The organism is Pseudomonas sp. C9D1 (genome assembly GCF_056491235.1).
On sequence record NZ_JBSZIE010000002.1, the window covers coordinates 2,681,165 to 2,698,542 of the forward strand.

At 66.6% G+C, this 17,378-nt stretch carries 15 protein-coding genes; 7 read left to right on the forward strand and 8 right to left on the reverse strand.

Going from position 1 to position 17,378, the window contains the following annotated elements:
- The 4 genes from ACXI0U_RS20625 to amaB form a co-directional block, all read right to left on the reverse strand.
- Window positions 1-915, reverse strand: a complete 915-nt coding sequence (locus tag ACXI0U_RS20625) for an ABC transporter permease subunit (RefSeq protein ID WP_031286958.1) — start codon at window positions 913-915, stop codon at window positions 1-3.
- Window positions 916-1,188: 273 nt separating this feature from the next.
- The gene (locus ACXI0U_RS20630; protein ID WP_031286957.1) at window positions 1,189-2,310 is read right to left on the reverse strand and encodes a branched-chain amino acid ABC transporter substrate-binding protein; all 1,122 of its coding nucleotides are present in this window, start codon (window positions 2,308-2,310) and stop codon (window positions 1,189-1,191) included.
- Between the two features lie 397 nt (window positions 2,311-2,707).
- Complete coding sequence (gene amaA / locus ACXI0U_RS20635; RefSeq protein WP_479550757.1) at window positions 2,708-3,991, reverse strand: L-pipecolate oxidase; 1,284 nt, start codon at window positions 3,989-3,991, stop codon at window positions 2,708-2,710.
- A gap of 29 nt (window positions 3,992-4,020) precedes the next feature.
- Window positions 4,021-5,511, reverse strand: a complete 1,491-nt coding sequence (gene amaB / locus ACXI0U_RS20640) for an L-piperidine-6-carboxylate dehydrogenase (protein ID WP_333945555.1) — start codon at window positions 5,509-5,511, stop codon at window positions 4,021-4,023.
- Window positions 5,512-5,635: 124 nt separating this feature from the next.
- Here amaB and ACXI0U_RS20645 point away from each other — a divergent pair, with 124 nt between their 5' ends.
- From ACXI0U_RS20645 to ACXI0U_RS20655, 3 genes are all read left to right on the forward strand, one after another.
- Entirely contained in the window at window positions 5,636-6,532 is an 897-nt protein-coding gene (locus ACXI0U_RS20645) for a LysR substrate-binding domain-containing protein (protein ID WP_021217195.1), read from the forward strand.
- A 120-nt stretch (window positions 6,533-6,652) separates the two neighbouring features.
- Window positions 6,653-7,672, forward strand: coding sequence for a DUF1338 domain-containing protein (locus ACXI0U_RS20650; RefSeq protein WP_431482779.1), 1,020 nt, complete (start codon window positions 6,653-6,655; stop codon window positions 7,670-7,672).
- A gap of 576 nt (window positions 7,673-8,248) precedes the next feature.
- On the forward strand, window positions 8,249-9,376 hold the full coding sequence (locus ACXI0U_RS20655; protein WP_431483522.1) for an IS481 family transposase: 1,128 nt from the start codon (window positions 8,249-8,251) through the stop codon (window positions 9,374-9,376).
- A gap of 355 nt (window positions 9,377-9,731) precedes the next feature.
- On the opposite strand, the gene azu is transcribed toward ACXI0U_RS20655, so the two are convergent.
- Window positions 9,732-10,181: an azurin gene (gene azu / locus ACXI0U_RS20660; protein WP_021221631.1), complete on the reverse strand. Its 450-nt coding sequence runs from the start codon at window positions 10,179-10,181 to the stop codon at window positions 9,732-9,734.
- 368 nt (window positions 10,182-10,549) lie between these two features.
- Here azu and ACXI0U_RS20665 point away from each other — a divergent pair, with 368 nt between their 5' ends.
- The 4 genes from ACXI0U_RS20665 (at window position 10,550) to ACXI0U_RS20680 (ending at window position 12,523) form a co-directional block, all read left to right on the forward strand.
- The gene (locus ACXI0U_RS20665) at window positions 10,550-11,137 is read left to right on the forward strand and encodes an LOG family protein (protein WP_021221633.1); all 588 of its coding nucleotides are present in this window, start codon (window positions 10,550-10,552) and stop codon (window positions 11,135-11,137) included.
- Window positions 11,138-11,218: 81 nt separating this feature from the next.
- A complete protein-coding gene (locus ACXI0U_RS20670) occupies window positions 11,219-11,665 on the forward strand; it encodes a DUF3465 domain-containing protein (RefSeq protein WP_431482781.1) in 447 nt (148 codons plus the stop codon).
- A 10-nt stretch (window positions 11,666-11,675) separates the two neighbouring features.
- Window positions 11,676-12,050 carry a thiol-disulfide oxidoreductase DCC family protein gene (locus tag ACXI0U_RS20675; RefSeq protein ID WP_184490520.1) on the forward strand — a complete coding sequence of 125 codons (375 nt, stop codon included), beginning with the start codon at window positions 11,676-11,678 and terminating at the stop codon, window positions 12,048-12,050.
- A gap of 2 nt (window positions 12,051-12,052) precedes the next feature.
- Complete coding sequence (locus tag ACXI0U_RS20680; RefSeq protein ID WP_374979096.1) at window positions 12,053-12,523, forward strand: acetyltransferase; 471 nt, start codon at window positions 12,053-12,055, stop codon at window positions 12,521-12,523.
- A 216-nt stretch (window positions 12,524-12,739) separates the two neighbouring features.
- Here the strand turns inward: ACXI0U_RS20680 and ACXI0U_RS20685 are convergent, their stop codons facing one another.
- The 3 genes from ACXI0U_RS20685 to ACXI0U_RS20695 form a co-directional block, all read right to left on the reverse strand.
- The gene (locus tag ACXI0U_RS20685) at window positions 12,740-13,582 is read right to left on the reverse strand and encodes a mechanosensitive ion channel family protein (protein WP_431482783.1); all 843 of its coding nucleotides are present in this window, start codon (window positions 13,580-13,582) and stop codon (window positions 12,740-12,742) included.
- A 288-nt stretch (window positions 13,583-13,870) separates the two neighbouring features.
- Window positions 13,871-14,803, reverse strand: coding sequence for a transglutaminase family protein (locus ACXI0U_RS20690; RefSeq protein ID WP_265169898.1), 933 nt, complete (start codon window positions 14,801-14,803; stop codon window positions 13,871-13,873).
- Window positions 14,803-17,301, reverse strand: a complete 2,499-nt coding sequence (locus ACXI0U_RS20695; RefSeq protein WP_043243566.1) for a circularly permuted type 2 ATP-grasp protein — start codon at window positions 17,299-17,301, stop codon at window positions 14,803-14,805. The genes ACXI0U_RS20690 and ACXI0U_RS20695 overlap by 1 nt, the downstream gene beginning before the upstream one ends.
- Window positions 17,302-17,378: the final 77 nt, after the last annotated feature.

Genomic DNA, 17,378 nt, shown 5'->3' on the forward strand with positions numbered 1-17,378 from the left:
TTACACCTTGGCGACATGCGGGCGGCCAAGCAGGCCTTGGGGACGGAAGATCAGGATCAGCACCAGCAGGGAGAAGCTGAACACGTCCTTGTAGTCGGTGTTGACCATGCCGGAGAACTGCGCCTCGGCGATGCCGAGGATGATCCCGCCGAGCATCGCGCCGGGCAGCGAGCCGATACCGCCGAGCACCGCAGCGGTGAAGGCCTTGATGCCGATGATGAAGCCGGCATAGAAGTCGAAGGTGCCGTAGTTCATGGTGATCAGCACGCCGGCCAGCGCGGCCATGGCGGCGCCGATGACGAACACGTAGGAGATCACCCGGTCGGTGTTGATGCCGAGGATCGAGGCCATCTTGCGATCCTGCTGGGTGGCGCGGCACATGCGGCCGAGCTTGGTGCGCTGGATCACATAGGTCAGCACGCCCATGCCGAGGAAGGCGGCCACCAGGATGAACACCTTGGTGTAGGTGAGCTGGACGAAGCCGTCACCGACATGGAACTTCAGCGCGCCGTCGAGCAGCGTGGGCACGCCCTGCTGGCGAGCGCCCTGGCTGATCTGCACGTAGTTCTGCAGGATCAGCGACATGCCGATGGCGGAGATCAGGGGCGCCAGGCGCGTGGAGTTGCGCAGGGGCTTGTAGGCGATGCGTTCGATCACGAAACCGTATACGCCGGTCACCGTGATGGTGAACAGCAAGGTGCCGAGGATCAGCAGCGGGAAGGATTCGAGCCCGAAGAACGCCAGCAGCGCCAGGGTGATGGCAGAGAGGTAGGCGGAGATCATGTACACCTCGCCGTGGGCGAAGTTGATCATGCCGATGATGCCGTAAACCATGGTGTAGCCGATGGCGATCAGGCCGTAGACGGACCCGAGGGTCAGGCCGTTGATCAGCTGTTGCAGGAAGATACCGTCCATCATTCAGTCTCGTCTTCTGGGGGACCGGCCTGGGGTTCGGCCAGCCTCCGCGAGTGGAATCAGACGGGTACCACTGAACTGGATCACTGGATTACGTCGGCAGTCATCTGCGCGGCACAAGCAGGGAGAGGTTTCAGCAGCCACCCGGAATACACCGGCTGGCCGAGCGCGTGTGGCGCCTGGTCAGCCGGCCGAGCCAGTACAGCAAACGAAGAGCCGGGGCTGAGCGAGCCGGAGCCGAGCGGCCCCAGCCGACGCGCAGCCAGCGCGCGCTTACTGCTGGTGGTACTTGCCTTGTTCATCCCATTCGTAGATCACGTAGTCGGAGACCTTCAGGTCGCCCTTGCCGTCCCACTCCTTCTTGCCCATCACGGTTTGCACCGGGTTCGCCTTCAGCCACTCGCTGGCCTTGGCGCCTTCGTTGGCACCGGCGCCGTTGAACGCGGCGGCGAGGGCCTGCAGGGAGGCATAGGCGTACAGGGTGTAGCCCTCCGGCTCGAAGCCGCCGGCACGGAATTTCTCGATCACGGCCTTGCCGTCGGCGATCTTGCGGGGGTCGGCGCCGAAGGTCATCAGCACGCCCTTGGTGTACTGCGGGCCGCCGGCGGTGGTGACCAGTTCGTCGGTGACGATGCCGTCGCCGGAGAGGAACTTGGCGGTCAGGCCCTGCTCGCGCATCTGCCGGACCAGCGGGCCGGCTTCGGGGTGCAGGCCACCGAAATAGACGACCTCGGCACCGGTGGCGCGGATCTTGGTGACCAGGGCGTTGAAGTCCTTCTCGCCACGGGTCAGGCCTTCGTACAGCACTTCCTTCACGCCGCGCTTGGCCAGTTGCGCCTTGGTGGCGTCGGCCAGGCCCTGCCCGTAGGTGTCCTTGTCGTGGATGATCGCGACCTTCTTGGCCTTGAGCACATCGACGATGTAGTCACCGGCGACGATGCCCTGCTGGTCGTCACGGCCGCACATGCGGAACATGCCGGTCAGGCCGCGCTCGGTGACCTGCGGGTTGGTGGAACCGGGGGTGATGGCAATGATGCCGGCCTCGTCGTAGATCTCCGACGCCGGGATAGTGGAGGAGGAGCAGAAGTGACCGACCACGCCGATGGCCTTGTCCTGGTCCACCAGGCGGTTGGCCACGGCCACGGCCTGCTTGGGTTCGCAGGCGTCGTCCGCCTTGACCAGCTTGATCTTCTCGCCGTTGACCCCACCGGCGGCGTTGATGTCCTCGGCGGCCTGGCTCGCACCGCGCCAGTACTGCTCACCGAAGGAAGCGTTGGCGCCGGTGTGAGGACCGGCGACGCCGATGACCACGTCAGCGAAAGCAAGGTTGGACAAGCTCAGAACACTGGTAACCGCAACAGCCAAAATACCTTTCTTGAAAGTCTTGTGAGGCATGGGAGTTTTGCTCCTGAGGGGTTATGTGATGGCGCGATACTCGAACTAACGGGAAGTTCCTCAACTAACAGGAAGTTCTTTGAGCAAGCGTCGTGCCACTCATTTTTTGTTGTAGGAAAAAACCCTGGGCAGCCCGCCCACCCCCTCTGAAATGCGGAGCGGCGCGCACGTGCAACCCGGCAAAAACACTTGGTGCAACCTAGCGCAACCCAGCGCAAAGCCAGGCTCGCAAAGGAATAGCAACCCACTGCGCGAAAAGCGCAACCTGCCGTAACCGTCACTGTCACCGAAGTGCACACCGCTGGTGCGCGGCAAGCGCGCTGACGCACCAATACAGGCTAGTGCATGGCGGCCAGGACGGCCGCTCTATGTCGATGCAGTGTGAAGAAAACCCGTTTCAGATCACCACGCGCAGGCACTGGCCCGCGTGGTAAAGCGAGAAGCCGAGCTCGTATAGCCCACTGCGCAGCGCCGGTGCGCCGACATCGCGCATCGGCTGGAAGGGCATGGGCAGCGAGGCGGCGGAGCCGCTGCTGAGGAAGTCGGCGAAGGCCTGGCCGACCACGGTGCCGGTGGTCACGCCACGGCCGTTGTAGCCGGTCACCGCCACCAGGCCCGGCGCCGGCTCGAACAGGCGCATCAGGTGGTCGGGGGTGAAGGCGATGCAGCCGGTCCAGCTGAAGTCCCACTGCACCTTGCCCAGGTAGGGGAAGTAGTGGCCCTGGATGCGGTCGGCCCAGGCCTGGAGGAACCACAAGGGCTTGCGCGCGCCGTTGCCCAGGCTGCCCAGCAGCAGGCGGCCGTCGGCGTCGCGGCGGATGCTGCTGAGCACCTGGCGCGTGTCCCAGGAACCCTGCCCGCCCGGCAGGATGCGCGCCGCCGCCTCGCCGTGCAGGGGCTCGGAGGCGACCTGGTAGTAGTAGCCGGGGAAGAAGTTGCGGCGCAGCTCGGTCCACTCGCCTTCGGTGTAGGCGTTGGAGGCGATCACCACCTGCGGGGCGATCACGCTGCCGTGTTCGGTGACCACACACCAGGCATCGCCCTGGCGCTCCAGGCGGGACACGGCGCTGTGCTGGAACAGCGAGCCGCCCAGGTAGCGCACCGCCTGGGCCAGGCCCCGGGTGTAGGCCATGGGGTTGAGGGTGCCGGCGCGACGGTCGAGCAGCGCGGCAGCGATACGCTCGGTGCCGGTGGCATCCCGGCAGGCCTGGCCGGTGAGCAGTTCCACCGGCGCGCCACGGCGCTGCCATTGCTCGCAGCGGCTGGCGAGGTCGGCCTGGCCCCGGGCGTTGTGGGCCATGTGCAGGGTGCCTTCGCGACGCAACTGGCACTCGATGCCGTACTTCTCGATCACCGCGAAGACCTTCGCCGGCGCGCCGCCCAGGGTGCGGTTGAGCTGGGCACCGACCTGCTCGCCCAGGCCCGCTTCGATCTCGTCCGGCGGAATCCACAGCCCGGCATTGACCAGCCCGACGTTGCGCCCCGAACCGCCGTAGCCCACGTCGTGGGCCTCCAGCACGCAGACCCGCTTGCCCTGTTCCAGCAAGCGGATGGCGGCGTTGAGCCCGGTGATGCCGCCGCCGATGACGCAGACATCGGCGCGAACCTCGCCGTTCAGCGTCTCGGTCTTCGGCAGCGCCGGCGTCAGATACTCCCAGAGGCACTCCTGGCGCAGGGGCATGGACGGCATTCCTTAGGGCGGCGGCCCGGTCAGTCGAAGGTGATGCCCTGGGCCAGCGGCAGTTCGTGGGAGTAGTTCACCGTGGCGGTCTGCCGGCGCATGTAGGCCTTCCAGGAATCCGAGCCGGACTCGCGCCCGCCACCGGTCTCCTTCTCGCCACCGAAGGCGCCGCCGATCTCCGCGCCGCTGGGGCCGATGTTGACGTTGGCGATGCCGCAGTCGCTGCCCACCGCCGAGGTGAACAGCTCGGCCTCGCGCACATCGGTGGTGAACAGGCAGGACGACAGGCCCTGGGGCACTTCGTTGTTGAGGCGTAGCGCGTCGTCGAAATCGCGGTAGCCGACCACATAGAGGATCGGCGCGAAGGTCTCGTGGCGCACCACTGCGCTCTGCCCGGGCATCTGCACGATGGCCGGCGAGACGTAATAGGCGTCGGGGAATTCGCCGGCCAGCTGGCGCTCGCCACCGAACACCTCGCCCCCCTCGGCACGGGCCTGTTCCAGGGCGCGCTGCATGGCGTCGAAACCGGCCTTGTCGATCAGCGGGCCGATCAGGTTGCCCTGCAGCGGGTGGCCGATGCGCACCTTGGCGTAGGCGGCCTGCAGGCGGCGGACGATTTCGTCGCGCACCGACTCGTGGGCGATCAGCCGGCGCAGGGTGGTGCAGCGCTGGCCGGCGGTGCCGACGGCGCTGAAGAGGATGGCGCGCACCGCCAGGTCGAGGTCGGCGCTGGGGGCCAGGATCATCGCGTTGTTACCGCCCAACTCGAGGATGCTGCGGGCGAAGCGGGAGGCCACGCGCGGTGCCACTTCGCGGCCCATGCGGGTGCTGCCGGTGGCGCTGACCAGGGCCACGCGGGGGTCGTCCACCAGCGCCTCGCCGGCTTCGCGGTCACCGATCAGCACCTGGCTGAGGTGTGCAGGGGCACCGTCGAAGTTCTTCGCCACGCGCTCGAACAGCGCCTGGCAGGCCAGGGCGGTGAGCGGGGTCTTCTCCGAGGGCTTCCACAGCACCGGGTTGCCGCAGACCAGCGCCAGCGCGGCGTTCCACGACCAGACCGCGACGGGGAAGTTGAAGGCGCTGATGATGCCGACCACGCCCAGGGGCTGCCAGGTCTCGCGCATGTGGTGGCCGGGGCGCTCGGAGGCGATGGTCAGGCCGTAGAGCTGGCGCGACAGGCCGACGGCGAAGTCGCAGATATCGATCATTTCCTGCACTTCGCCCAGGCCTTCCTGGGTGATCTTGCCGGCTTCCCAGGACACCAGCTCGCCGAGGGCGGCCTTGTGCTCACGGAGCACCTCGCCAAACTGGCGGATCAGCTCGCCACGGCGCGGCGCCGGCACCTTGCGCCAGGCCTGGAAGGCTTCGGCGGCGAGGGCGATCTTGCCCTCGACCTCGGCGCGGCCCTCCAGCTGCACACGGGCGATGCGGCTGCCGTCGATGGGGGTGTGCACGGCGTGGTCGCCCTGTTGGTAGAGCTTCGGGTCGACGCCTAGGCGGTCTAGCAATGCAGCAACCATTGGAACTCCTGGAAAGCGCTTCGGAAAAAGGTCGGCGCCAGTATTAGCCGCACCGGGGGCTTGCCAACAAACGACCTTTGCTCCACATATCATTCCTTTTGCTCATGAACCCGCGGACCCGAACATGCTCAAGCGCCACATGCCCTCCCTCACCGCCCTGCAGTGCTTCGAAGCCGTGGCGCGCCACCTCAGCTTCACACGCGCCTCCGAGGAACTGGCCCTGACCCAGAGCGCGGTCAGCAAGCAGGTGGCGCAGCTGGAGGAGATGCTCCAGCACCTGCTGTTCCGCCGTGTGCGCCGGCGCCTGCAACTGACCCCGGCGGGCTCGCTGTACCTCTCCGAGGTGCGCAAGATCCTCACCCAGGTGGAGATGTCCACCCACTACATGCTGTCCTACGGCGGCGAAACCGAGGTGCTGCGCGTGGCCACCCCGCCCACCTTCGGCGCGCGCTGGCTGATCCCCCGGCTCAAGGGCTGGCGCCTGCGCCACCCCAATATCCACCTGGACGTGCGCAACGAGCTGGAGCCGGATGCCCTGCTCCAGGGCCGCGCCGACGTGGCGCTGTTCTTCGGCCAGGGCGCGCTGCCGGGGGCGGAGTGCATCCGCCTGTTCAGCGAGGAAGTGGTACCGGTCTGCGCGCCGTCGGCCCTGCCCGCCGAGCCCTTCACCGACCCCGCCCAGCTCACCACCCTGGTGCTGCTGCAGAACGCCACCCGCCCGGAGGCCTGGCACGAGTGGTTCCAGAACCAGGGCCGGCACACCGAGCACAGCTACCACGGGCCGCGCTTCGACACCTCCTACATGTGCATCCGCGCGGCCCAGGCCGGCTGCGGCGTGGCGCTGCTGCCACGCTTCCTGGTGGAAGAGGAGCTGGACGAGGGCAAGCTGGTGATCCCCTGGGACCACGCCATGCCCAGCCGCAACGCCTATTACCTGGCCTACCCCGAGCACGCCGCCGAGGTGCCCAAGGTGCGCGACTTCGTGCGCTGGATGCTGGAGCAGCTGGATAACGAGGCCTAGGCAGCGCCAGCCGCTCATTCAGGAAAAAACGGAATGAACCCGCCGGATTTTTTCGTTTGCCCCGCGCCCGCCCGGCTGCTTGGATAGCAGGCCCGTACAGCCACCCCCGAGCCCGTGCCGATGAACACCCGTGAACGCCTCCTGCCCCTGGTCGCCCATGTGGTCGGCGAGCCCGCCGCCCGCTGGGTCGACGCCCACGTCGAAGTGCCCGCCGCCCTGGACGGCTTCACCTTCGAGGAGGCACGCATCCACCGCGCCTGGCTGGCCGAAGCGCTGAACCTGTGTCTGTTCCACAAGCTGGTAGAGGCGGTGCCCATCGGCCGCACCTACGTCGAGGAACAACGGGCCGCCGGCCGCCAGGTGCTGTTCGACCACGGCGCCATCCGCACCGTGGACTGGCCCGACAACGGCGCCCTGCCCCGGGGCCGCCAGGCCTTCGTGCGCATCCTCGAGCCCCTGGGCTTCACCGATGTGCGCACCTACCCGCTGACCCGCCTGAACATGACCGGCTACGCCTACCGGCAACTGGACCTGCCCGAGGACATCGCCCAGTTCTTCGTCTCGGAGCTGCACCCGGGGCGCTTCGGCGAAGCCTTCCAGCGGGCGGTGAGCCGCGTGGTGGGCAGCAGCCGCGACCCGCTGCAGCCCCGCCACCTGGCGACCCTGGACCAGCTCTGGCGCACCCGCCACTGCAGCCGCGAGCAGGCCCTCGACCTGTTGCCGGCGCTGTTCGACGCCTTCGGCTGCCAGCACGACGCGCCGCTGGAAAGCGACTACGAGCTGCTGCGCGAGGAAAGCGCCGAGATGGCCTGGATCGCCACCGAGGGCAACATGTTCAACCACCTCACCGACCGCGTCGCCGACCTGGAACAGGTGGTCGCCGGGCAGAACGCCAAGGGCCGGCCGATGAAGGCCAGCATCGAGGTCTCCAGCTCCGGCCGGGTGATGCAGACCGCCTACCGCGCGGTGCAGGTGGAGCGCGAATTCATCGACGCGGCCGGCGCCACGGTGCAGCGCCAGGTGCCCGGCTCCTTCGTCGAATTCATCCAGCGCAAGGTCGACGAGGACAACGGCCGCATCGACCTCGCCTTCGACAGCAGCAACGCCCAGGGCATCTTCAAGATGACGGCGGGGACCTAGCAGGGCCTCCCAGCCCACGCAGGGTGGAGTCGTTTTACCTCCACCAAGCGGACTCGCCCCGGACACAGCCTGTGGGGCGCATTCATTGGCTCTGTCTGCGTTAGCTGTTGTGGTTTTAATGCAGGCGCTCAAGCACGGCCATTTCCGGGCGCCCAAGGGTTTGTGCCACCTCCACCGCATGGGTTTCGCTCCGCTCGCGGAACGCCGCCCGACCCATCCTACGAAAGCCGCCGTCACGTGCGCGCTGGGTTGGTGCGCACCTCAAGGTAAAGATTCGAACGAAGAAAGTTGGAGCAGCCGCCAACGCCCCTCCAGGAGGCCGAACGCAGTCGTTGCGCCGGGGGACGAGCGGCATGGATGCCGCGAGAGGCGCGCCAGGCCATGGATGGCCCATCGCGCCGGCCCCCAGAGCGGCGATGGAGTGAGGGAACCCTGGCGAAGCCGGGGCCGGATGATGGGGCAAGCGTTTTTGGTTCCTTTTTTGGCGACTGATGTATAGACCGAGGACATAGCTGACAGGTGTACGGAGACATGGTTGACACTTTCCGGCGAGCTGCCTTGCCGGGGATCCATACCATGCCTTGGAACACGAGAGACGCCATGAGCTTGAAAGAGGAATTCATTGCGTTGGCCTTACAGCCTGACAGCAACAGGCGAGAACTGTGCCGACGCTTCGGTATCAGCCCGCAAACGGCTTACAAGTGGCTTAAGCGATACGAACAGAGCGGGAGAGATGGCCTGCACGAGAAATCCCGCCGGCCGCTCAATAGCCCCAAGCGGACCCCTCCCGCGCTGGAAACGGAGGTGGTTGCGTTGCGTCAGGCGCATCCTGCGTGGGGCGGACGCAAGATCAGCTATGTCCTTAACTGCGGTATTGCCCCCAGCACTGTGACTAACGTCCTGCACCGCCATCTGCTGATCCTGCCGCCTGAAAAGGAAGCCAAGAAGCCCTGGCAGCGCTTCGAGCACGAGGCCCCCAATGACCTCTGGCAGATGGATTTCAAGGGCTACTTTCCGACCCAGCAAGGCCAGTGTCATCCGTTGACGGTTGTGGATGACCATTCCCGCTTCAACCTGGCGATCCAGGCCTGCGCCAATGAGCGCAAGGAAACGGTTCAGGAAAAGCTGAGCGAAGTCTTCCGCCGCTATGGTTTGCCTGCCCGAATCAACACCGATAACGGCTCCCCTTGGGGCTCGCCACGTAATCCGGGTGAACTATCCGAGCTGGGTGTTTGGCTGGTCCGGCTGGGCATTCGCCTGAGTTTCAGCCGGCCTTACCATCCACAAACCAATGGCAAAAACGAGCGCTTTCATCGCGCGCTCAAAGCTGAAGTACTCAAGGGAAAGCGCTTTCACGACTTGATCGAAGCCCAGGCTGCTTTCGATCAATGGAGGGAGATCTACAACCTTCAACGGCCCCACGAAGCGCTGGGCTATCAGGTTCCCATGGAGCGATACCGCACAAGCCCCTGGCCATTTCCAGAAAAACTGGAGGACTTCGAATATGCCCCGGATGACGAAGTGACAAAGGTTTATCACAGCCGATTCCGCTTTAGAAAACACTACTTCCGCATCGCCAAGGGGCTTGCTGGGCACCTGATCGCTATACGTCCCAGGCCTGAAAGCGATGCGTTGTACGACGTGTACTTCTGCCATCAATTTCTACGAACTATCGACCTGAACAACCCTGACTACGGACCATAATGTGTCAACCATGTCCCCGCACATGTGTCCACCATGTCTCCGGTCTATACATGGCGACTGAAAAAAGGGACTCGCCCGGGTGGGCGAAACCAGAAGCACCAGCAAAACTCGGCAATCGGCTGGGCTCAAATCTTCTAGCAACACTTAAAGAGCGGTGGGCTGAAGCCCACCCTACGCCCACCCCACCCTACAAGGTGCTCGCCGGCGAGGAGTACATGAGACGAAGCTCCGCCCGGTGGATGAAAAAAGCGTTATCCACCCTCCCCAGCTACCACCATTGTGCTGGCGTGAGCGGTTTTCGCCGGGCATGAAAAAGGCCGCTTCACGGAGCGGCCTCTTGTCTTCGCCTGTCGGGTCAGTCGACCAGGGCCAGGGTGCCCTTCATCATCGAGACGTGGCCGGGGAACGAGCAGAAGAACTCGTAGCTCTCGCCAGCAGCCAGCTTGGATACGTCGATGGTGGTGCTCGCGGTCTCGCCGCCACCGATCAGCTTGGTGTGAGCGATGATGCGGGCGTCGTCGGCCTTGAGGTAGTCCTTGTCGACACCGGCGGTCATGCCTTCGGTAGCGATAGGCTGGGCATCAGCGGTCTTGCTCAGGACCCAGTTGTGGCCCATCACGTTCTTCGGCAGCTTGCCGACGTGCTTGAGGTTCACGGTGAAGGTCTTGCAGCTTTTGCTGACCTTGATTTCCTTCGTGTTGAAGGTCATCTGATCAGTGCCTTCCACGTCCACCGAACATTCAGCAGCCAGCAGAGGTGCACTGGCCAGGGCCAGCACGGATGCAACGACGAGCTTGCGAATCATTGGAGTCTCCTTGGCAGGTAGGGCCGGATCAGCCCAGAGGGGAGACTGCCTGAGTCGGCGCCGAGTTCCCATAACCTGCGTCAACAAACCGCAGGAATTCCATGCCCGGCGCAAGGTCTATCACGGCCATCGAGACAATCTAAGAGCGCCCGTTCCAGGCGGCGCGGAAAATGGCCGCACCCCAACCGAGGAGCGCCACCATGAACGTCCTGCAAAGCCTGCTCGCTGCCTACGCCGCCGGTGCCAGCGGCAACTGCGACGACTGATCGCCCCACCGCGCCCACTACCGTTCGGAAGCTGCGTCCACGCGCCGCTTCCGGGACGCCGCCCGAGCCGCTAATCTTGCCGACTTTTTTCGGGAGTCGACCATGACCTTGCGCTCCGTGTGCGTATTCTGCGGTGCCAGCCCCGGCGCCAACCCCATCTACCAACGTGCTGCCAGCGACCTCGGTCGTACCCTGGCCGAGCGCGGCCTGACCCTGGTCTATGGCGGCGGTGCCGTCGGCCTGATGGGCACCGTGGCCGATGCCGCCCTGGCGGCCGGTGGCGAGGTGATCGGCATCATCCCGCAGAGCCTCAAGGAAGCCGAGATCGGCCACACGGGCCTGACCCGCCTGGAAGTGGTGGACGGCATGCACGCGCGCAAGGCCCGCATGGCCGAGCTGGCCGACGCCTTCATCGCCCTGCCCGGCGGCCTCGGCACCCTGGAAGAGCTGTTCGAAATCTGGACCTGGGGCCAGCTTGGCTACCACAGCAAGCCCCTGGGCCTGCTGGAAGTGAACAGCTTCTACGGCAAGCTCACCGAGTTCCTCGACCACCTGGTGGAAGAGCGCTTCGTGCGTGACCAGCACCGCGGCATGCTGCAGGTCGGCGGCACCCCGGAAAGCCTGCTGGAACGCCTGGAAGCCTGGCGCCCCACCGTGGCGCCGAAGTGGGTCGACCGCAAAACCCACTGACCCCTCTGGACAGCCCGGACGGCCTTGCCCCAGCATGCCGCCTGGGCTGACCCGGCCCGCCGAACGGACGTGGCCCGCCCCATGAAGAAGCTCTTCATCGCCCTGCTTGTGGGCCTTGCGCTCTATGGCGTGCAACAGCGCCATCCCGGCCTGCTCCAGGGCCTCACCGGCGCCCCCGCCACCACCGCATCCAGCACCAGCGCCCAGTTGCGCCAGGCCTATGAGGATCGCCGCAGCAACCTGCAGGTCGAAGGCCGCGCCGTGGTCACCCGCGTGCTGCGCGACGACCTCAAGGACAGCCGCCACCAACGCTTCCTGATGCGCACCGACGACGGCCTGAGCCTGCTGGTGGCGCACAACATCGACCTGGCGCCGCGCGTCGAGGGCCTGCGCGAAGGCGACGAGATCGAGTTCGCCGGCGAATACGAATGGAACGACAAGGGCGGGGTGATCCACTGGACCCACCACGACCCGCGCGGCCGCCACCCGGGTGGCTGGCTGAAGCACAACGGCAGGACCTACCAATAGGGAGCGGGTGATGAGCGAGGAAGAGGCACGCATCAAGGTCTATTACAACAGCGCCTGCCCGGTGTGCCGGGCGGGCATCGACGGGCAGAAGGACAAGACCACCGCCTGCCAGGTGGAGTGGGCCGACGTGCACGCCGACAACCAGGCGGTGGAGGAAATAGGCGAGGAGCTGGAGTACGTCCGCGAGCGCCTGCACCTGGTGGACGAGCAGGGCGTGAAACGTATGGGCGTGGACGCCTTCATCGTGCTCTGGCGCCACTCCCCCAGGGAGCGCTGGAAGGCCCGCCTGCTGTCCCTGCCGCTGATCCACGGGCTGGCACAGCTGGGCTACAAGGCCTTCGCCCGCCTGCTCTATCTCTGGAACCGCTCGAAGCGGCATTGGTGAACATGAAGCACCTCGAACAGATCGAACAGATCGAACAGATCGAACAGATCGACGACAGCGACCGCCAGCGCCTGGTGGAGGTATGGGAGGCTGCCGTGCGCGCCACCCACCACTTTCTCGTCGAGGACGACATCCAGTTCTTCAAACCCCTGGTGCGCGACGCCTACCTGGACTCGGTGAAACTGGCCTGCAGCCGCGACGCCGACGGGCGTATCCAGGGCTTCATCGGCACCGCCGGTGGCACGGTGGAGATGCTCTTCGTCGACCCGGCGCAGCACGGCAAGGGCATCGGCCGCGCCCTGCTGCTCCACGCCATCGACCACAAAGGTGCGACGACGGTGGACGTGAACGAGCAGAACCCGCAGGCGGTGGGCTTCTACCTGCGCATGGGCTTCGAAGTGGCCAGCCGCTCGGAGCTGGATGGCTCGGGCAAGCCGTTTCCCATCCTGCATCTGCGCTTGAAGGGGTCGTAGCGTCGGGAGCAGCAGCGTTTCGTAGGTTGGCGCCGAGCACAGCGAGGCACCAACAGTGCAGAGTTCAGGCCCGCCAGACGCTCCTGGGCTGAAGCCCGGGCTACGCGGCTGCGTTCGTCGCGAACGGAGCCCGGCGGGAGCACCGCTGGTGGATGAAAAGAGCGTCATCCCCCCTACAAAAGCGAGACTCCGCGCCGATCACTTCACTCGCCCGGCCTAGCCCTGCTGCACGATCACCGTCTGCGCCGGCATGGGTGCGGGGAAGTCGCTGCCGAGGGCGTCCTTGATGGTGCGGTTGGTGTCGAAGTACACCTGCCAGTAGTGGTCGTTGTGGCAGTAGGGGCGCACCGCCAGCACCGGGCCCACCAGGTTGAATTCGAGGATTTCCACCTCCACCGGCGGCTCGGCCAGCACGTTGGCGATGGCCGCCACCCGCGCCTTGAGCAAGGCCACGGCCGCTGCATGGTCCGCCGCGCCGGAGAGCTGCGCCTTGAGGTCGACGCGGCGGTAGGCGTTGTGGGTGAAGTTCTGGATGTTGTCGGTGAAGATCTTGTTGTTGCCCACCAGGGTCATCACGTTGTCCGGCGTGTTGATGGCGGTGGCGAACAGGCCGATCTCCTTCACCGTGCCGGTGACACCGCCGGCGCTGATGAAGTCGCCGACCTTGAACGGCCGCAGCACGATGATGAAACCGCCCGCCGCGAGGTTGGCCAGCAGCCCCGACCAGGCCATGCCGATGGCCAGGCCGACCGCCGCGATCAGTGCCGCCAGGCTGGTGGTCTGCACGCCGAAGTAGCCGAGGATGCCCACCACCAGCAGCACGTTCAGGGTCACGGTGATGAAGGAGCCGACGTAGCGCAGCACCGTGGGGTCGACCCGCTGGCGCTCCAGGGACTTCTGCACCAGGCCCACCGCGAAGCCGATCAGCCAGCGCCCCAGCACCCAGAAGAGGATGGCGACGATGATCTTCACGCCGAAGCTGGTGGCGTATTGCATGACGGTGCTCATGAAGGCGCTGACCTTCTCGGTCCCGACCGTCACTATCGTTGTTTCGTCCATGGCGAGCGCTCCGTGGCAGGTGGCTCGTTTGACGCTAGCAACGCCCGGCCCAAGCGCAACGGCAGACACGCAAAATACCCCGCCCCCGGTGCCGCCAGCGGGCCGGGTGTTTCATCTTTGAGACAAGCGCGGGTGCCGGAGCGCCCCTAGGGTTTGTAAAAAAGTCGTCGAGCGACGGTCAGGCGAGGCGAAAACGGGTGAGGAAGCGCAGTTTACGAGCTGTAAATGAGCATTCCGAACCCGTTTTTAACGAAGCATCACCGAGCGCAGGCACTTTCCTTACAGAGCCTAGATGGCCACTTCCCAGAGCGGCATCACCGTCACCCGGACTTCGGGATCATGACTGCCGCCGCCGAGGATCACCCCACGCAAGGGGGATACATCGGAGAAGTCGCGGCCCCAGCCCAGGGTGATGTGCTCGAGGTCGGGAAGGATGTTGTTGGTGGGGTCGAAATCCACCCAGCCGTTGCGCGGGCAGTACACCGACACCCAGGCGTGGGAGGCGTCGGCGCCGATCAGGCGGGGTTGGCCGGGGGGCGGCTGGGTCAGCAGGTAGCCGCTGACGTAGCGGGCGGCCAGGCCCTTGGAGCGCAGGCAGGCGAGCATCAGGTGGGCGAAGTCCTGGCACACGCCGCGACGGCGCTCCAGCACTTCGGTCAACGGGGTCGCCACCTGGGTGGCCTCGGCGTCGAAGTCGAAGCCGGTGAAGATCTTCTCCATCAGCGCGGCGGCGCAGAGCAGCAGCGGCCGGCCGAGGGGGAAGCAGTCCTCGGCGAAGTCGGCGAACTGGCGCTTGATGCGCACATAGGGCGACTCGACCCGGTAGCGGCAGGCCTCCAGCACCTCGGCACCCAGGGGGCGCCCGGTGAAGGCCTGGCCGGCCAGGGCCAGCTCCCAGGGGGGCGAGCTGTCCAGGGCGTGGGGGCCGCGGGGCAGCACTTCCACCAGCAGCCGCGCGTTGACCTGCAGTTCGTCATGGGGCCGTTCGAAGGCCAGGCGGCACAGGGGGTTGCCGAACACGTCCAGCCCATCGCTGCGGGAAGACGGCGTCGGGTTGATCTCCAGGTCTTGCCCGCTGCACAGCTGCCAGGGGCACTCGCGGGGCCACAGGTGCACCAGTTGCTGGGCCAGCGACACCGGCGCGGCATAGCGGTAGTGGGTGTCGTGGAACACCTGGTAGCGCGCGCCCTGGGGGGCGAGGGAGGCGGCTCGGGATTGCATCACGCGGACACCGTTTGCTGGCTGACGTCGTCGACATGGGCAAAATAGCGCAAAGCAAGACGATCCGAGACCTGGCCGACCATCTGGCCGATGTCGCCCAGCAGTTGCGCCAGCCCTTCCAGCACCTCGTCGAGGCTGTCGCTGCCGAACAAGGGGTTTTCCAGGGTGCCCAGGTCGAAGGCCAGCAGGCGCCCGATCAGGCCGCTGAGCATCAGTTCCTGGGGTGCACCGAACTCTTCGTGCAGGCGGCCCAGGGAACGCTCCAGGGCCTGCAGCTGGAAGCGCAGGGCGTGGGGGTTCTGCTCGTGCAGCAGGAGCAGGTCGAGCACCGGGATCAGCTGCGGCGAGGCCAGGTAGCGCGAACGGTAGGTGATGGTGCTGTTGCCCAGCTCCAGCAGCCATTCCAGGGCGCCCGGGTCCCAGGCGGCGCCGCCGCGCAGGAAGCCGGCGATGCTGTCGGCGAAGAAGCGCACGCGCTCGATGCGCCGGCCGATCATCAGGAAGCGCCAGCCGTCGTCACGGGTCATGTCGTCGAGGGCGAAGCCGGAGAGCGCGGCCAGGGACATCAGCAGGCGGCTGAGGAAGTCCAGGGCGTCGCCCAGGTCCATGCGCGCCGGGTCGAGGCCCTGCACTTCCTGCTGCAGCTCCAGCACCGCGTGCCAGTTCTCCCGCGACAGGCGCCCGCGCACCTGGGCTGCGGCCCAGTGCAGGCGGCGCAGGTTGCTGCGCAGGCTGAAGGGCCAGTCGTCATCGAGCAGGGCGTTGAGCAGGCGCCGATCCAGGGGCTGGTCACCGGCCGGCAGCTGGCCCAGGACCTCGGCCAGCTCCAGGGCGGCCTGCCGGGCCTGTTCGTCGCCATCGGCATCGACATAGCGTGAGAGCACCACGCGCAGCAGCCGCGCGGCATCGTCGCAACGCTCGGTGTAGCGGCCGAACCAGAACAGGTTTTCCACCACCCGCGAGGGCAGGTAGGGGTCCTGGCGGATCAGGTCGCGCACGCCAAGGGTGCGCGGCCGCAGGGGTTCGCCGGTCACCGGGCGATCGGCCAGCACCCAGGTGTCCTTGCTGGCACCGCCGCGCTGCATGGAGACCACTTCGGCATTCGCCTCGGAGGCGACCCGGGTCAGCCCGCCGGGCATCACCCAGTAGCCGCCATCGGCGGTGGCCACGGCGAACACGCGCATGCCGATGGCCCGCGAATGCAGGGCACCGTGCTCGCCCTCGGCCTGCCACACCGGCGCCTGGGAGAGCTGCGCCTGGCGCTGGGCGACGTAGGCGTGGGGGCGCGCCTGCAGGCGTTTGCGCAGGGCGTCCCGGGCGTGGGGCGGCAGGTTGTGGCCGAACACCGGTTCGAAGCTTTGCGAGGGGAAGGCCGGTTTGATCACCAGGTGGTCCAGGCCGTCGAGGGTTTCCTGCAGCACGCCGGGGGTGCCACACCAGCGGGTACCGACGGTGGGCAGCAGCAGCTCTTCGCCGAACAGGCGGCGGTTGACGGCGGGCAGGAAGCCCAGCAGGCCGGGGGACTCCAGCACGCCGCTGCCCAGGGCGTTGGCCACCAGCACGCGGCCACGGCGCACGGCATCCAGCAGGCCGGGCACGCCGAGGGTGGAGTCGGTGCGCAGTTCCAGGGGGTCGCAGAAGTCGTCGTCCAGGCGCCGTAGCACGGCGTGCACGCGCTTCAGGCCGCCCAGGGTCTTGAGGTAGAGGGTGGCGTCGCGCACCGTCAGGTCGTGGCCCTCCACCAGCGGGAAGCCCAGCTGGCGCGCCAGGTAGAGGTGCTCGAAGTAGGTTTCGTTGAAGCGCCCAGGGGTGAGCAGCACCACCAGGGGCGTTTCGCCGTCACTGGGGGCCTGGCGGATCAGCGTCTCCTGCAGGGCACGGAAATAGCCGGCCAGGTATTGCACGCGCAGGTCGCGGTAGAGCTCCGGGAAGGCACGGGAAACGATCTGCCGGTTCTCCAGCACATAGCCGGCACCGGAGGGTGCCTGGGTGCGATCGGCCAGCACGTGCCAATGGCCGTCGGCGTCACGGGCCAGGTCCACCGCGTAGCTGTGCAGGTAGGTGCCGCCGATGGCCTGCAGGCCCTGGCAGGGCCAGAGGAAGCTGGTGTGGCCGAACACCAGCTCACTGGGCAGCAGGCCCTCGGCGATGAGTTTCTGCTCGCCATAGACATCCGCCAGCACGGCGTTGAGCAGGCGCGCGCGCTGGGCCACGCCATGGGCGATGGGCTGCCACTCCTCGGCGGAGAGCAGATTGGGCAGCAGGTCCAGCTCCCAGGGGCGGTCGGTGCCCTTGGGGTCGGCGTAGACGTTGTAGGTGACGCCGTTTTCCTGGATCTGCCGCGCCAGCAGCTCCTGGCGCTGGCGCAGCTGGGCGGCGCTGCTGCGCTGCAGTTGGCGGTACAGGCGCTGCCAGTGCGGGCGCACGTCGCCATTGGCGTCGAGCAGCTCGTGGTAGGCCGTGGCGGTCAGGGGGTAGTGGGCAAGCAGGTCGGACATCTGGTACTCGCGAATGGATGCGCCCGTTCTCAACTGTCATCCAAGGTACCGCCGACAGCTGGCCGAATGCCAGCTGC

Coding starts and splice junctions, on each gene's coding strand:
- ACXI0U_RS20690 (WP_265169898.1), bottom strand. CDS start 14,803: ATGCAATCCCGAGCCGCCTCCCTCGCCCCCCAGGGCGCGCGCTACCAG.
- amaB (WP_333945555.1), bottom strand. CDS start 5,511: ATGGTTGCTGCATTGCTAGACCGCCTAGGCGTCGACCCGAAGCTCTAC.
- ACXI0U_RS20675 (WP_184490520.1), top strand. CDS start 11,676: ATGAGCGAGGAAGAGGCACGCATCAAGGTCTATTACAACAGCGCCTGC.
- ACXI0U_RS20670 (WP_431482781.1), top strand. CDS start 11,219: ATGAAGAAGCTCTTCATCGCCCTGCTTGTGGGCCTTGCGCTCTATGGC.
- azu (WP_021221631.1), bottom strand. CDS start 10,181: ATGATTCGCAAGCTCGTCGTTGCATCCGTGCTGGCCCTGGCCAGTGCA.
- ACXI0U_RS20665 (WP_021221633.1), top strand. CDS start 10,550: ATGACCTTGCGCTCCGTGTGCGTATTCTGCGGTGCCAGCCCCGGCGCC.
- ACXI0U_RS20630 (WP_031286957.1), bottom strand. CDS start 2,310: ATGCCTCACAAGACTTTCAAGAAAGGTATTTTGGCTGTTGCGGTTACC.
- ACXI0U_RS20680 (WP_374979096.1), top strand. CDS start 12,053: ATGAAGCACCTCGAACAGATCGAACAGATCGAACAGATCGAACAGATC.
- ACXI0U_RS20655 (WP_431483522.1), top strand. CDS start 8,249: ATGCCTTGGAACACGAGAGACGCCATGAGCTTGAAAGAGGAATTCATT.
- ACXI0U_RS20650 (WP_431482779.1), top strand. CDS start 6,653: ATGAACACCCGTGAACGCCTCCTGCCCCTGGTCGCCCATGTGGTCGGC.
- ACXI0U_RS20695 (WP_043243566.1), bottom strand. CDS start 17,301: ATGTCCGACCTGCTTGCCCACTACCCCCTGACCGCCACGGCCTACCAC.
- amaA (WP_479550757.1), bottom strand. CDS start 3,991: ATGCCCCTGCGCCAGGAGTGCCTCTGGGAGTATCTGACGCCGGCGCTG.
- ACXI0U_RS20685 (WP_431482783.1), bottom strand. CDS start 13,582: ATGGACGAAACAACGATAGTGACGGTCGGGACCGAGAAGGTCAGCGCC.
- ACXI0U_RS20645 (WP_021217195.1), top strand. CDS start 5,636: ATGCTCAAGCGCCACATGCCCTCCCTCACCGCCCTGCAGTGCTTCGAA.
- ACXI0U_RS20625 (WP_031286958.1), bottom strand. CDS start 915: ATGGACGGTATCTTCCTGCAACAGCTGATCAACGGCCTGACCCTCGGG.